The sequence below is a fragment of the Desulfovibrio sp. 1188_IL3213 genome (assembly GCF_036763145.1).
GTDB lineage: Bacteria > Desulfobacterota > Desulfovibrionia > Desulfovibrionales > Desulfovibrionaceae > Desulfovibrio.
The window spans coordinates 1-14,642 of sequence record NZ_JBAIYR010000031.1 but is presented as its reverse complement, the minus strand read 5'-3'; the positions used below and the strand labels follow the sequence as shown (position 1 = coordinate 14,642).

The following is a 14,642-nucleotide window of genomic DNA, read 5'->3' as shown; positions in this document are numbered from 1 at the left end:
GACAGTGTCGTCACGAGATGAATTTCCTTGGTATATCAAGGAGAACGAGCCTTTTATGCAGGGAGTGTACTCTTATGGTACTCGACCGGAATAAAAGGCGAAGTTCGACGCAGAGATACCGGGAAAGACGCTCGTGACGACACTGTCTAGAACGAAGGCATGATGCCTTTGCCCACCAGTTCTTTTTCAATATAGGCTTTGACTTCGGGCGACTGGACGGCCTTCATGAGGGCCTTGGTCCTGGGGCTGTCCTTGTCGGCCTCGCGCACCACGACAATGTTGGCGTACGGGGATTCGCTGTCTTCCAGCACAAGGGCGTCGCGGGCGGGTATAAGACCGGCTTCGCCGGCGAAGTTGGTGTTGATGACGGCAGCGGCCACATCGTCCAGGGTGCGGGGCAGTTGGGCGGCATCCAGCTCATGAATCTTGAGATTCAGCGGATTTTCGGTGACGTCGGCCACAGTGATGAGTGCGCCGGGCTTGACCTTGATGATGCCGTTGGCTTCCAGCAGGCGCAGGGCGCGGGCCTCGTTGGTGGGGTCATTGGGCACGGCGATGGCGCTGCCCTTTTTGAGGTCAGACAGCTTTTTTATCTTTTTGGAATACACGCCCAAAGGCTCGATATGCACCTTGCCCACAGAAACGAGCCCCAGCTTTTTTTCCTTGTTCATATTGTCGAGGTAGGGGGCGTGCTGGAAAAAGTTGGCATAGAGCTGCCCGTTGGACAGGGCCATGTTGGGCTGCACGTAGTCGGTGAATTCCTTGATGACCAGATTGTAGCCGTCCTTGGCCAGCAGGGGCTTGGCTACAAGCATGATGTCCTTGTGCGGAAAGGGCGTGACGCCGACGACGATGTCCTCGGCGGCGAAAGAGGGAGCGGCCATAGCCAGAGTCATGACCAGGGACAGAAGCAGGCGTTTCATGATGGCTCCTTGCTTGGGTAAGACTGTGCCGTTGAAGAGGGATGAAAGCCCGTTGCGCGCGCCGCGGGCCTTTAGAGCATTTAACACTTGAAATGCTCGCTTACGGCAGGCAAAAGCCTGCCTTCTCGCATTTCGTGGCAAGGATTTTCAAGAAAATCCTTGCAGAGCAGTTAACTCATTTCATTCGTTAACTGCTCTAGCGCAGAATTTTGTACAAAAAGTTGCAGATGCCCTGAATAAGCAGCACCAGCACACACAGGATGATAACGGAATAGACCATGATATCAACCTGAAAGCGGTTGTAGCCATATTTGACGGCCAGGTCGCCCAGGCCGCCGCCGCCCACGGTTCCCGCCATGGCGGAATAGCCGAGCAGGGTGATGGCGATGACAGCTATATTGAGCACGATGGACGGCAGGGCTTCGGGAAAGAGCACCCGAAAAATGATCTGGGCATTGCTGGCCCCGAACGACCGGGCCGCTTCGATGACGCCCCTGTCCACCTCAAGAAAGCAGGTTTCAATGAGGCGGGCCACAAAGGGGGCCGCCGCAATGGTAAGCGGCACGATGGCCGCCGCGCTGCCGATGGAGGTTCCCACCACCATGCGCGTAAAGGGAATGATGGCGATCAGCAGAATGATGAACGGGAACGAGCGCAGAAGGTTCACCACAAAATCCACGACCCTGTAAACCGGGCGGCAGGGGCTCAGGCCGATGGGATTGGTCACGATCATCAGAATTGCCAGCATGAAGCCGATGACCAGAGAAAAAAAGGTCGAAATCAGCACCATCTGCACGGTTTCCCAGGTAGCCATGAGAATTTCCGGCATCTTGTCCTGCAGCCGTTCCCACAAGGGGCGCATGTCCTGGGCCAGTTGGGCGAGGGTGCTCAGTTGATCACTCATGGTCGGCATCCGTGGCTTGTTGCGAAGGGTATTCCAGTATCTCCCAGAACAGGCGCTGCTCCTTCAGGTAGCGCAGCACGGCGTCAATATTCTGGTCCTGCACGTTGATGATGAGAAAGCCGAAAACATCGTCCAGATAGCGTTCCAGCTTGCCGCCCACAATGGAGAAATCTATGCCCAGCGCTCTCGCCATCTGCGTGATGACGCTCTGCTGCGAAATTTCGCGCGGGAACATGAGGCGAATGTTGGTTCCACCGGGGATAAGGGTAAACTCGTTTTCCACAATGGCCTGCATGTCCTTGGTGGGAGCAAGAAACAGGTCTTCGGTCTTGCCCAGGGCCACGGTTTTGCCGCCGTCAAGCAAAAGCAGGCTGTGGCAGAGGCGTTTGACCACCTCCATCTGATGCGTGACCATGATGATGGTCAGGTTCAGCCGCTTGTTGATGTCTTCCAGCAGGTCAAGAATGGAAGAGGTGGTCTTGGGATCAAGGGCGGATGTGGCTTCGTCGCAAAGCAGAATGCTGGGGTTCAGGGCCAGGGCGCGGGCAATGCCCACGCGCTGCTTCTGGCCGCCGCTCAGGCTCTGCACCCTCTGGCGGGCCTTGTCCGTAAGGCCTACAAGCTCAAGCAGTTCCATCACGCGCTTCTCGCGTTCGGGCCTGTGCCAGAGCTGTAACGGAAAGGCCACGTTGTCAAAAACGTTTTTGCGGGCCATCAGGTTGAAATTCTGAAAGATCATGCCCATCTTGCTTTGCAGTTGGCGCAGATGGTGGGGGTCGAGCGAGGCGACCTCAACATCCATAACCCTGACATTGCCTTCATCATACGGCTCAAGGCCGTTGAGGCAACGCAGAAGCGTGGATTTTCCGGCCCCGGAGTGCCCGACAATACCGAAGATTTCGCCACGGCGCACATGCATGTTGATGTCCTGCAAAACAACATGGCTGCCGAAACTCTTGCGTAGCTGGTTTACCTGAATCATGCGCTTGGTACCTGAGTCTGTTGATATAATCCGGAAAGAATGCGTTATTTGCCGCGAAAAGTAAAGATGCTCCGGCGGAAAGGCACGGAGCGTCTGGAGCAGATCAGCTTTGAGAATAGACATTCCCAAGGTTTACGGGACGCCCGTTCCAGTGTCTGACCGCGCACGAAAACAGATCTGCTGTCTTGGCGGCAGCGGTTGGCGAGCCTGCGAGCCTTGCGAATGCGACAGTGATTGTGTGAAACAGACCGACCGTTACACACGCTGTCTGCAAGGGGAGTTTCCTGCGTTACAGATCCTGAAGCATCCGCAAGCCTTTCGGACAACGGCTGAAGCAACGGCTGAAGCTGCGCCCGCACCGTTCGGCGGGCCGCTCTCACGCAGTCTCCAGAGCAATTGCAAAGTGAAATTGCTCTGACTGGCCCTCGAAGCACGATTCTTGAAGTACGGTCCTTGAAACACGGTCGCTGAACCACAGTTCCTGAAACACGGCGGGCGTGTTTGCACACGCCCGCCGGAGTTGTCGCTCTGTGAAAATGCCCAGAGCATTTTCACTTCTAGAGCAGATTAACTTTGAGAATATACATTCTCAAAGTTTAAGGCACGCTCACTTCGGCGTTTAACCGCGCAGATAAACTGCGCTTACGCCTTCGCGGCGGGCGTCTGCTCGCGCAGCCGCCAGAGCAATTTCAAAGTGAAATTGCTCTAAACGTCAAACAGCATTTCCAGGTCTTCGCGGGTAAGGGACTTCCAGGTGTCCTGACCGGGGATAATGGCCTCGGCCACGCCGCGCTTGGCTTCCTGCAACTTGAGTATTTTTTCTTCCACCGTGTTCTGGCAGATAAGCTTGTAGGAAAACACCTGTCTTGTCTGCCCGATGCGGTGGGTACGGTCTGTGGCCTGACTTTCCACGGCGGGGTTCCACCACGGATCGTAGTGGATAACGTAGTCTGCCGAAGTAAGGTTGAGACCCGTGCCGCCCGCCTTGAGCGAAATGAGAAAGATGGGAATGTCCGGGCTGTTGTTGAAGCGGTCCACCTGATCAAAGCGGTCTTTGCTCGCACCGTCAAGGTAGCAGAAGGGAACCTGCGAAAACTCAAGCCACTGCTTGATGATCTGCAGCATCTGCACAAACTGCGAAAACACCAGCACCTTGTGCCCGCCTTCCACGATTTCCATGATCATGTCCTTGAAAGCGTCGAACTTTCCGGACGGCAGATTGGTGGTAAAGCCGGGGATGTCTATCTTGAGCAGGCGCGGGTGGCAGCAGATCTGGCGCAGCTTGAGCAGGGCGTCCAGAATGGACATCTGGCTTTTGGCAAGCCCTTTCTGATCCACGTCGGCCAGCACCTGGGCGCGCAGCTTGCGGGCCAGGGCGGCGTACAGTTCTGCCTGTGCCTCTTCGAGGGCGCAGCAGGTGACGCTTTCCACCTTGGGCGGCAGGTCTTTTGCCACTTCGGCCTTGGTGCGCCGCAATATGAACGGCCGCACGCGGGTGCGCAGGTAGTCCAGCGTTTCGGCGTCGCCGTCCTTGATGGGCTTGACGATGCCGCGCTGGAAAGCGTGCTGCGAGCCGAGGAAGCCCGGCATGAGAAACTCGAAGAGCGACCAAAGCTCAAAGAGGTTGTTCTCAATGGGCGTACCTGACAGGCACAGACGCATGCGGGCATTGATGCGCCGCACGGCTCTGGCAGTTATGGTATTGGGGTTTTTGATGTTCTGGGCTTCGTCCAGAATAACGGTATTGAATTCGTATTTTTCCATCTCCTCCAGGTCGCGCCGCAACAGGGCGTAGGTGGTGATGATAAGGTCCGAATTGGCAATATGCTTGAACATGCCCTCGCGGCGCGTTCCATAGATGGTCAGCCGCTTGAGGCCGGGAACGAACTTTTCCGCTTCGCGCTCCCAGTTGGGCAGCACTGAAGTGGGCACCACAATCAGGTTGGGGCCGCCATGGTGGTTCTGCACCATGTACTGGATGAAGGCGAGAGTCTGCACTGTCTTGCCCAGGCCCATTTCGTCCGCAAGAATGCCGCCGAAGCCGTATTCGGACAAAAAATTGAGGTACGAAAGGCCCTGCACCTGATAGGCGCGCAGGTTGGCGTTAAGCCCCTTGGGCGGATCAATGGGGCGAACCTCGCGGAAGGAACGTATTTTTTCGCGCAGATTGTTCCAGAAAGAGTCGGTGGCCGCGCCGGGCAGGTCTTCCAGCAGGCTGTCCAGCACAGGAGCTTCAAACTGCTTGAATTTCTGCTGCGGCGGCTTTGAGGGGTCAAGCCCAAGGGCCGTGAGCTTGTGGGCGAGCTTTTCAAGCCACGCTTCGGGCAGGCTTGTGTAGGAACCGTCCTTGAGCTGCACATAGCGCTTGCCGCGCGTCCATGCCTTCCAGATTTTTTCCAGGGGCAGGGACTGGCCCTCGTAGTCAACGGTGATGTCCAGCGAGAACCATTTTTCTTTCTCGTTGCTGACCACCTCGGCCGTGATGTTGGACGTGGCCGTGCGCACCTTGTAGCGCGAAAGGGCTTTTTCGCCGTAAACACGGTAGCTTTCGACAAGCTTGGGATAATAGTCCAGCAAAAAGGCAATGGCCTCTTCAGGCTCAAGAAACCACAGTTTGCTTGAGCGGGACTGAAAGTCCATGCCGGCAAGGTCGGTCATGAGCTGGGCTTCTTCGTCCTGATGGCGGCGCACAAGGAAGGTCTGGCCGTCATAGGTATAGCTGCCGGTCTGGAAGTCGGGGTTGGGGCCGTTGAGCGTGAACTCCCCGTGGCGGGTTTCATAGATGTTGTCTATCTCAAGCGTGAGCAGGCTGCCTTCTTCATCCAGGAAGAGTTTGGGATTATAGGTGGCGGGCTGGAACACGGGTTCCATCTGCTTGAGGAACTGCTGCGGTTCGTACAGTTCGGAGGCGGGCAGGCGAGTCCACACACGGTCGAGAAATTCGGATATTTCCTCGTGGGGGACCACGGGGCGTTCGTAAATGAGATTGCGCACAAGCGAAGGATAAAGCCCTGTCTGCACCGGGTAAAAGTTGTGCTGGTAGCAGACCCAGAGCGGCATTTGCCCGTGAAAGGTAATGGGCGCGTCTTCCGGCGCGGTGCTTTCATTCTGGGGGGTGCGGCTTTCAGCCGCGGCCCGGCTGGCGGCTCCGGCACGTATGGGCAGGGGAGGGCGCCCTTCGCGCTTGAGCAACACCTCAAAACTGAAGCCGGAGTCATCCAGGATGGGCTTGAGCTTGAGAGCAAAGGGCGTGCTTTCCACCCGGCAGGGCATGTCCGTGTCTTTCCAGAGCAGATAGTATTCCTTGCGCACAGACCAGAAAAACCATGAGGTGAGGCCCTGCGGAATTTCCACCCGGTGGCCGTAATAGTCCAGGTGCTGGCCTATCTGGCGCGCCACATACGGCAACTGCGGCGAAAATTCGCACCAGTCCGGATTGTTGATGATCTGCTCCAGCGTCACTTCATTGTGCACGGTGGACAGGCCGGACTTGTTCTGCCGCGCCCGGAAAAAGGATACCAGCAGCCGCCCCTGTTCCGGCTCGAAGCGGAAGATAAGGTAGTGGCGGCCCGGTTCCGGTTCCATGTCGGTGGAGAAAAAGTTGCGGAAACTCTGCTTCCAGTCGGTGCTTGGGGGCGGGCTTTCTTCGGCGTCGCCCTGTTCCTTTCGCAGTTCTTCGACAAGGCGCAGGGCAAGAGCCGCCACATGACGGCAGATGCCGGTGAAGGCGTCAGAGCAGTTGCACTGGTGCCGCGTGCTGTGGTCAGTGATGGTCATGCTCAGGCTGGGCGTATAGACTTGCAGATCGTCACCCTGTATGACTCCCTGCACGTCCCAGGTTTCGCCTTCCTGGATATTTATTTTTTGCACCTCACCTTCGGACAGGATATAGTACGCGGCGTCACGTATGTACTCCGGTACGCTGTCATGCAGAAAGGTCTGGCACATTTCGCGTACGACGCTCTGTTCTGATCGACTCATGCGTTCCTCAAAAAGCCCCTGTCAGGCTTGTGAAAATTTCTAATGACAGGGCGATGTTATGATGTTTGCGATAAATAGCACAGGTTGGGGGGCGAAAGCAATATGAAGCATCAAAATTATGAAAAAAATAAATTTTGAGTGGGTAAACAGTATGTTGGATATATTTCTTCCAATTCGTATCCTGCTCTTACTGACTGTTTTTATGGGCTTTTTTTCTCCTTCTGCCGCTCTGGCCGCCGAAGCCGGGCCGGAAGCGGAAAAAAAAGAAAATTGGGGAACACCCGTTGACGGAGGCCGCATTCTTTTCGGCAGCATCGGCGAAGCCTCCAATCTTATCCCCTATCTTTCCGCAGACTCCGCTTCTCACGAGGTGGCGGGCCTTATTTATGTCGCGCCCTTGCGCTATGACAAGGATCTTCAGGTAGAGCCCTGGGCCGCGGAAAGCTGGAGCATGGAAGACGAGGGGCGGCTCATGCGCTTTACCCTGCGCAAGGGCATTTTGTGGGAAGACGGCGTTGAGCTTACTGCCGAGGATGTGGCCTATACCTGCAAGGTGGTGGCCGATCCGGCCACCGGCAGTCCCTATGCCGAAGATTTTTCACGCATCAAAGAGTTTCGCGTCATTGACCGCTATACGTTCGAGGTCCGTTACGAGCATTTTTTTGCGCGCACGGTGTCCTCGTGGATGCAGCCCATACTGCCCCGGCATCTTCTTGAAGGGCAGGACATACGCAGCAGCCCGCTGGCGCGCAAACCGGTGGGGGCGGGGCCTTACAGGCTCAAGGCCTGGGAGCCGGGCAGCCGCATTATCCTTGAAGCCTCGCCCACCTATTTTGACGGTAAGCCCCACATCACCGAAGCCGTGTACCGCATCATTCCCGACGGCGCGACCATGTTTATGGAGGCGCGGGCCGGGCGGCTGGATATTATGGATCTTTCTCCGCTGCAGTACCTGCGGCAGACGTCCGGCCCCATGTGGGAGCGTGAGTTCAACAAGTTTCGTTATCTCGCCTCGTCCTATGTTTTTCTGGGCTTTAACCTGCAGCATCCGTTTTTTGCGGATGTGCGCGTGCGCCGGGCTGTTTCTCAGGCCATTGACCGGGACAGCATCATCCAGGGGGTGCTGCTCGGGCAGGGCATACCGGCCTTTGGGCCTTTCAAGCCCGGGGTGTGGGCGTATCACCCGACCCTTCAGCCCATGCCGCAAAATGTGGCCGCCGCGCGCGCCCTGCTGGCCGAAGCCGGTTTTACCGACAGTGACGGCGACGGTCTGCTGGACAGGGACGGCAAGCCCTTTTCCTTTACCATACTGACCAACCAGGGCAACGAGCAGCGCATTCTTACGGCCACGGTCATACAGGCGCAGCTCAGGGCCATTGGCATTGACGTGCATATCCGCACGGTGGAATGGGCCGCCTTTATTCGCGAGTTTGTCAACAAGGGGCGATTTGACGCCATCATTCTCGGCTGGACCATTCCTCAGGACCCGGATATCTATCAGGTATGGCATTCATCACAGGCGGTTGAAGGCGGCCTTAACTTTACCGGCTATAAAAATCCTGAAGTGGACAGGTTGCTGGAAGAGGCGCGTTCTACTCCCGATCAGAAGACGCGCGCCCGTTTATACTGCCGTATACAGGAAGTGCTGGATGCGGAACAGCCCTATTGCTTTTTGTATGTTCCCTACGCGCTGCCCGTGGTGCAAAAGCGTTTTCAGGGCGTTGAGCCGGCTCTGGCGGGCCTGTTGTACAATTTTGAAAAGTGGTGGGTTCCAAAAGAACTGCAGCGTCACAGCCTGACGGCGGACTAGGGCCGTTTACGAATGCAATGAGCTAACTGCTCTGCAAGGATTTTCAGGGAAATCCTTGCTACGAAATGCGAGCAGGCAGGCTTTTGCCTGCCGTAAGTGAGCATTTCAAGTGTTAAATGCGTCTAGCTCCCCTGTCTGGAATGTTTTTACGTTGAAATACTTTGTGAGGGAGGGAGCCTTTTGCAAAAGGCTCCCTCCCTCACGCCGCCACCCCCTAAAACCTTTATTGGGGCTTCGCTCTGTTGCAAAAAAACTCCTGCCGAGGCGGGAGGCCCGGCAGTAGTCCCTTGCAGGCATGCCACCGCCGCAAAGGCAGTTATTCAGAATTCATCCTCATGAAAAAACGCCTTATGGCAGGCGAAAGGCGCAGATGCCTGACGGGTACGCAAGGCCCGGAACATCTGAAAGCTCTGATCTTTTTTTGCGGCAGCGGCGGCGCTTTCCGCAGGGCCAACAGCATTGACAAGGCTGCGCAACTGATAACATAGTCAGGACATCACAAAGATTTTACGCCCGGACGGGATTTACGCATGATTCGCATACAGGAAATTCTCGACAAGGTGTCGGCGCACAATCCCGACGCGGATCTGGAGCTTATCCAGAAAGCCTACGTTTACGCAGCCACTGCCCACGTGGGGCAAACCCGCCTGTCGGGCGAGCCGTATCTTTCCCATCCGCTGGCCGTGGCCGACACCCTGGCTGAAATGGGTTTTGACGAATCAACGGTGGCCGCCGGGCTTTTGCACGACACGGTGGAAGACACCAAGGCCACGCTTGAGGAACTGGACGAGAATTTCGGTGAGGATGTGGCCGACATTGTTGACGGCGTGACCAAGATCAGCATGATCCCCTTTGAAAACAAAGAGGAAGCCCAGGCAGAGAATATCCGCAAGATGATTCTGGCAATGAGCCACGACATGCGGGTGCTTATGGTCAAACTGGCCGACCGCCTGCACAACATGCGCACCCTGGATTTTCAGAAAGCCCACAAGCAGAAAGGCATTGCCCAGGAAACAATGGATATTTACGCGCCCCTGGCAAACCGCCTGGGCCTGTATATCATGAAGCGCAATCTGGAAGACCTGAGTTTCAAATATCTGCGTCCCGACATTTTCAATCAGATAGACCACTGGCTGGACAAGCATCAGGTGGTGGAAAAGCAGATAATCGGCAAGGTTGTAGATCTGATTAAAGACCTTCTTGCCTCTAACGGCATTGAAGGACAGGTGTATGGCCGCATCAAGCATAAATACAGTATCTATAAAAAGATGCAGTCCCAGTCCCTGTCACTGGATGAAATGCACGACATCATGGCGTTTCGTGTTCTGGTCAAGGACATCAGAGACTGTTACGCCGCGCTTGGCCTTGTGCACTCGCAATGGCGGCCCGTACACGGGCGCTTTAAAGATTATATCTCCATGCCCAAGACCAATGGCTACCAGAGCCTGCACACCACGGTCATCGGGCCCGAAGGCGAACGCATAGAAATCCAGATACGCACCGAAGACATGCACCGACAGGCCGAACACGGCGTGGCGGCCCACTGGCTGTATAAAGAAAAGGGCCGCGTCAACAGCAAGGACCTGGAGCAGTTCGGCTGGCTGCGCGAAATTTTTGAGCGCCAGAGCGAAGAGACGGACTCGCGCGAGTTCATGCATTCGCTCAAGCTGGATCTCTTCAAGGACGAGGTCTACGTGTACACCCCGGCGGGCGATGTCAAGGAACTGCCCGAAGGGGCCACCCCGCTGGACTTCGCCTTCATCATCCACACCAAGGTGGGGCAGCACTGCACCGGCGCCAAGATCAACGGCAGGCTCATGCCCCTGGGCACAGAGCTTAAAAACGGTGATATTGTTGAAATTCTTACTGATCCAAGCAGAAAGCCCAACAGGGACTGGCTCAAGATTGTCAAAACAGCCAGGGCGCGCAGCCGCATTCAGCGCTATCTGCGCACCGAGGAGCGCGCCCACGCGGTAAGTCTTGGGCGCGACATGCTGGAAAAAGAAGGGCGAAAGGTCAGCCTTAACGTCAACAGGGCCATCAAGGACGGGCATATGGCCCTGGTGGCCCAGGAAATGAATTTCGAGAGCGTGGATGACCTTGTGGCATCGGTGGGCTATGCCCATACAACGCCACGCAAGGTGCTCAACCGTCTGTATGCCGTGTTGCACCCGGATGCGGTTTCCTCCGCGCCTGAAACGCCCACGGTCAAGGAAAGCAAAGAGGCCGCCGGCCGCAAAACGGAGGGCGTGGGCATTTCCGGCGTGGACGGCGTGCTCATGCGTTTTGCCAAGTGCTGTAACCCGGTTCCCGGCGACCCCATCATAGGTTATATCAGCCGTGGCCTTGGCGTCAGCGTACACCGTGCGGATTGCCCAAATGTGGCGAATATGGAGCCGGAAAGGCTTATTTCCGTGCATTGGGACGGCGCGGAAGAAAAACCGTACGAAGCCGGTATTTTCATCATTGCCAAAAACGAGCACGGAGTGCTGGCTTTGGTGGCTCAGGTGCTTGCCAAAAACAACGTGAACATCACCGGTCTGAATATGGACAACCTCGTGGACGGCCGTGCCAAGCTGCGCTTTACAGTGGAAGTGCGCGATGCCACGCAGCTTTACCAGCTCATCGAGTCCATCCGCTCTTTGCCGCCCATTCTTGAGGTGGTGCGCGATACGGAAGATGCGCAATGATGCTCCCTCGGGGCAACGGACGTCTGTACAAAATCAGCCCGAGATACGGTTTAGAGCAATTTCACTTTGAAATTGCTCTGGCGGCTGCGTGAGCAGACGTTCGCTACGGAGGCGTAAGCGCAGTTTATCTGCGCGGTTAAACGCCGAAGTGAGCGTGCCTTAAACTTTGAGAATGTATATTCTCAAAGTTAATCTGCTCTAATGCCCGGTCTGCCAGTTTGATTCGGAAAAAACTGTTCTTCAGCAGTTCTTTTATCCTGCCGGCTGTACCGAAAAACCTTTTTACTCCGGCCATGCGCGACATGTGCATGCCTTTTCCGTAAAAAGCGTTTTTTCTTGCCCTTGCGCAGAGTCTTTTATCCGGGGCGCTGTGATTTTAAGAATGCCAGTTCTCAAGATCACACGACGCCGCTTCAGCGTGCAGCCGCGTAATCAGGCAAGAGGGCAGGCAAGCGGCGCTGCTGCCTGTATCCGCAAGCCCTTCGGCAAGGGCAAAAACTCACTTGCGCCTTCATGGCGAGGGCCTGCTCATGCAGCCGCGGAGCCTTTGTAACGTGGCACTGCCCCAGAACCAGCACCCAAGCAACGGCAGATATTCTGATGGACTTCATTAAAAACAACAGCCTGTTCATCAGGCTGGTGATCATGGTCAGTCTGGCTCTTTGCCCACCCATATTGTTGAGCCACCTGGCCGGGTCGTATTTTATCAGTAAATACGGCTTTGAGCAGGCGGAGCAGACAGTCGCCAATGTGGCCCAGCTTACGGCGGAATCCTCGGCGGTTATTGAGGGCATGGCGTCGCCGCGCGGTGAAGCCTGGAAGCAGATGACAGATTTTATCAGCATGCTGACCAGCGTTTCCGGGGTCAAGTTCATCGTGCTGATCGATATGAACGGCAACAGGATTTACCATCCCGAGGCGCAAAAAATCGGCGCGCATGTGGTGGGGGGCGACGAGGGCGAAGCCCTGAAGGGTAAAACCTATATATCTTCGGCCCGTGGCACGTTCGGTTTTTCTCAGCGGGCCTTTCGCCCGGTATACGCCGAAGACGGGCGACAGGCGGGCGCTGTTATCGTGGGCATCATGTCGCGCGATATTGAAAACAACGTGGCGCGGCTCACCAGTCCCATGACATGGCTGTTCGGCCTGTCGCTGATAACCGGCCTTGTGCTGGCGGTGCTGCTTTCGCGCAAGATAAAGAAAATTCTCTTCGGGCTGGAGCCGCATCAGATCGCCCGCATGCTTGAAGAGCGCAATGCCATTCTCAGCACAGTGCGCGAGGGCATCATTGCCATCAACAGCAACAGCCGACTTGTGGTCGTCAATGAAATGGCTGAAAAAATCCTGCGCACGGCGGGGGTCAAGGGAGAGTTGCTGGGCCGCCCTGTTCAGGAGGTCGTGCCTTCAACACGGCTTGACGCCATCCTCAGGCAGGGAAAGCCGGAATATGACCGTGAGCAGAATATCAACGGCCTGATTATCATGACCAACCGCGCTCCGGTCATAATCCAGGGCAAGACCGTGGGCGCGGTTGCCACGTTCAGGGACCTGACGGAAATACGCGTTCAGGCGGAGCGGCTGACCGGGCTGCGCAATTATGCCGAAGCCCTCCGCTCACGGTCGCACGAGTATCTGAACAAGCTGCACGTTATTTCCGGCCTGCTGAACAACCGCTGCTATAAAGAACTTGAAGGGTATCTGTCGGACATCATTGGCAGCAAGGTGCGTGAAATTTCAAGCATCAAGGCCAATGTCAGGGAGCCTGTGGTGGTGGGGCTTCTGGAGAGCAAGTTCAGCCGGGCCAATGAGCTTGGCGTCACGCTGTCCATCGGCGGCGACGGCATTATCCCGCCGCTTTCCTCCAGGGGTGGGCATGCCCTTGTGACCGTACTCGGCAACCTTGTGGACAATGCTTTTGACGCTGTTATCTCCACTGATGAAAAACATATTCACCTTAATGTTCACAGCGATGCCTCAAGGCTTGTCATAAGCGTCAGCGATACCGGACACGGCATTGATGAAAACCACCTGCAAAAGATTTTCAACAAGGAATTTTCAACCAAGGGCGCGGGGCGCGGCATCGGCCTTTACATGCTGCTGCTGACGCTTGATGAACTGGACGGTTCTGTGGAGATAGACTCACATGTGGGGCAGGGGGCGACCTTTACGGTTTCCGTTCCCCTTGCCGGACTCATGAGAGAAAGCGGCCCGCAATGAGCCTTGCTGGAGAGCCGGAATGATACATACAATCATCGTTGAGGACGATCCTATGGTGGCCGGACTGGCCGCGGGCTATCTTGAGCGTGTCGAGGGCTTCCGCCTGGAGCACGTTGCCCGTTCGGGCGAGGAGGCCCTGGATCTGCTGCGTACAAGCCATGTGGATCTGACGCTTCTTGATGTCTTCATGCCGGGCATGAACGGTATGGAACTGCTGCGCATCATCAAGAGCCGCTTTGTCCATTCGGATGTGATCATGATTACGGCGGCCCGGAACAGCGAGGACATCCTTACCGCCCTTCGTCTGGGCGTGGCGGACTATATCGTCAAGCCGTTCACTTTCGAGCGCTTTCGGGAATCCATGCTGCAATTTTATGAAAAGCGCCGCCTGCTCATGTCTCCCGAGGCGCCGCTGACCCAGGATGTTCTGGACAGGCGGATATTCGTTAAAAAAGCCGATGGGCCAGCAGCCGGACGCCCCAAGGGCATTGATTCGCAAACGCTGGAAAATATTGTGTCTATCTTGAAGGATTGCACAAAGCCGTTCAGTCTCAAGGATATTGAGCTGCTGTCGGGCATTTCGCGCATTTCGTTGAAGAAGTATTTTGACTATCTGGCGGAAACCGGCAGGCTGGGCAGCTTCAAGGATTACGGCGGCCCCGGGCGCCCGGCAACCCTGTACAACTGGATAGGTTAAAGCGGAATCGGTTTTTTAGAGCATTTTAACTTTGAAAAAGTGTAAATACTCTAAGCAGTGTCGTCACGAGATGAATTTCCTTGGTATATCAAGGAGAGCGAGCCTTTTATGCAGGGAGTGTACTCTTATGGTACTCGACCGGAATAAAAGGCGAAGTTCGACGCAGAGATACCGGGAAAGGCGCTCGTGACGACACTGCCTAACGCTGCACGAAAGTGCAGTGCGCCACAATGTGGCGTGGATCCCGCCGAAAATCGCATTTTCCGGCGGGATGAAAACTTTGAAATGTGAAGCATTTCAAAGTTGATCTCCATCTAGAGCAGATTAACTTTGAGAATATACATTCTCAAAGTTTAAGGCACGCTCACTTCGGCGTTTAACCGCGCAGATAAACTGCGCTTACGCCTCCGTAGCGAACGTCTGCTCACGCAGCCGCCA

The 14,642-nt window shown here is 55.9% G+C and carries 8 protein-coding genes; 4 read left to right on the top strand and 4 right to left on the bottom strand.

The window, feature by feature from the left end; all coding sequences use genetic code 11:
- Nucleotides 1-146: 146 nt before the first annotated feature.
- From V6C16_RS03310 to V6C16_RS03295, 4 genes are all read right to left on the bottom strand, one after another.
- The gene (locus V6C16_RS03310) at nucleotides 147-923 is read right to left on the bottom strand and encodes a MetQ/NlpA family ABC transporter substrate-binding protein (RefSeq protein WP_333534998.1); all 777 of its coding nucleotides are present in this window, start codon (nucleotides 921-923) and stop codon (nucleotides 147-149) included.
- Between the two features lie 196 nt (nucleotides 924-1,119).
- Nucleotides 1,120-1,827, bottom strand: a complete 708-nt coding sequence (locus V6C16_RS03305) for a methionine ABC transporter permease (RefSeq protein ID WP_333534999.1) — start codon at nucleotides 1,825-1,827, stop codon at nucleotides 1,120-1,122.
- Nucleotides 1,820-2,809 (bottom strand): methionine ABC transporter ATP-binding protein, encoded by a 990-nt coding sequence (locus V6C16_RS03300; protein WP_333535001.1) that lies wholly within the window; start codon nucleotides 2,807-2,809, stop codon nucleotides 1,820-1,822. Before V6C16_RS03300 ends, V6C16_RS03305 begins: the two co-directional genes overlap by 8 nt.
- Before the next feature lie 705 nt (nucleotides 2,810-3,514).
- Nucleotides 3,515-6,790 (bottom strand): DEAD/DEAH box helicase, encoded by a 3,276-nt coding sequence (locus V6C16_RS03295; protein WP_333535002.1) that lies wholly within the window; start codon nucleotides 6,788-6,790, stop codon nucleotides 3,515-3,517.
- A 151-nt stretch (nucleotides 6,791-6,941) separates the two neighbouring features.
- Here V6C16_RS03295 and V6C16_RS03290 point away from each other — a divergent pair, with 151 nt between their 5' ends.
- The 4 genes from V6C16_RS03290 (at nucleotide 6,942) to V6C16_RS03275 (ending at nucleotide 14,204) form a co-directional block, all read left to right on the top strand.
- On the top strand, nucleotides 6,942-8,600 hold the full coding sequence (locus V6C16_RS03290; protein WP_333542772.1) for a peptide-binding protein: 1,659 nt from the start codon (nucleotides 6,942-6,944) through the stop codon (nucleotides 8,598-8,600).
- Between the two features lie 530 nt (nucleotides 8,601-9,130).
- Complete coding sequence (locus V6C16_RS03285) at nucleotides 9,131-11,290, top strand: RelA/SpoT family protein (protein ID WP_333535005.1); 2,160 nt, start codon at nucleotides 9,131-9,133, stop codon at nucleotides 11,288-11,290.
- A 600-nt stretch (nucleotides 11,291-11,890) separates the two neighbouring features.
- Complete coding sequence (dcuS, locus tag V6C16_RS03280; protein WP_333534631.1) at nucleotides 11,891-13,507, top strand: DcuS/MalK family sensor histidine kinase; 1,617 nt, start codon at nucleotides 11,891-11,893, stop codon at nucleotides 13,505-13,507.
- A 19-nt stretch (nucleotides 13,508-13,526) separates the two neighbouring features.
- Entirely contained in the window at nucleotides 13,527-14,204 is a 678-nt protein-coding gene (locus V6C16_RS03275) for a response regulator (protein WP_333534632.1), read from the top strand.
- Nucleotides 14,205-14,642: the final 438 nt, after the last annotated feature.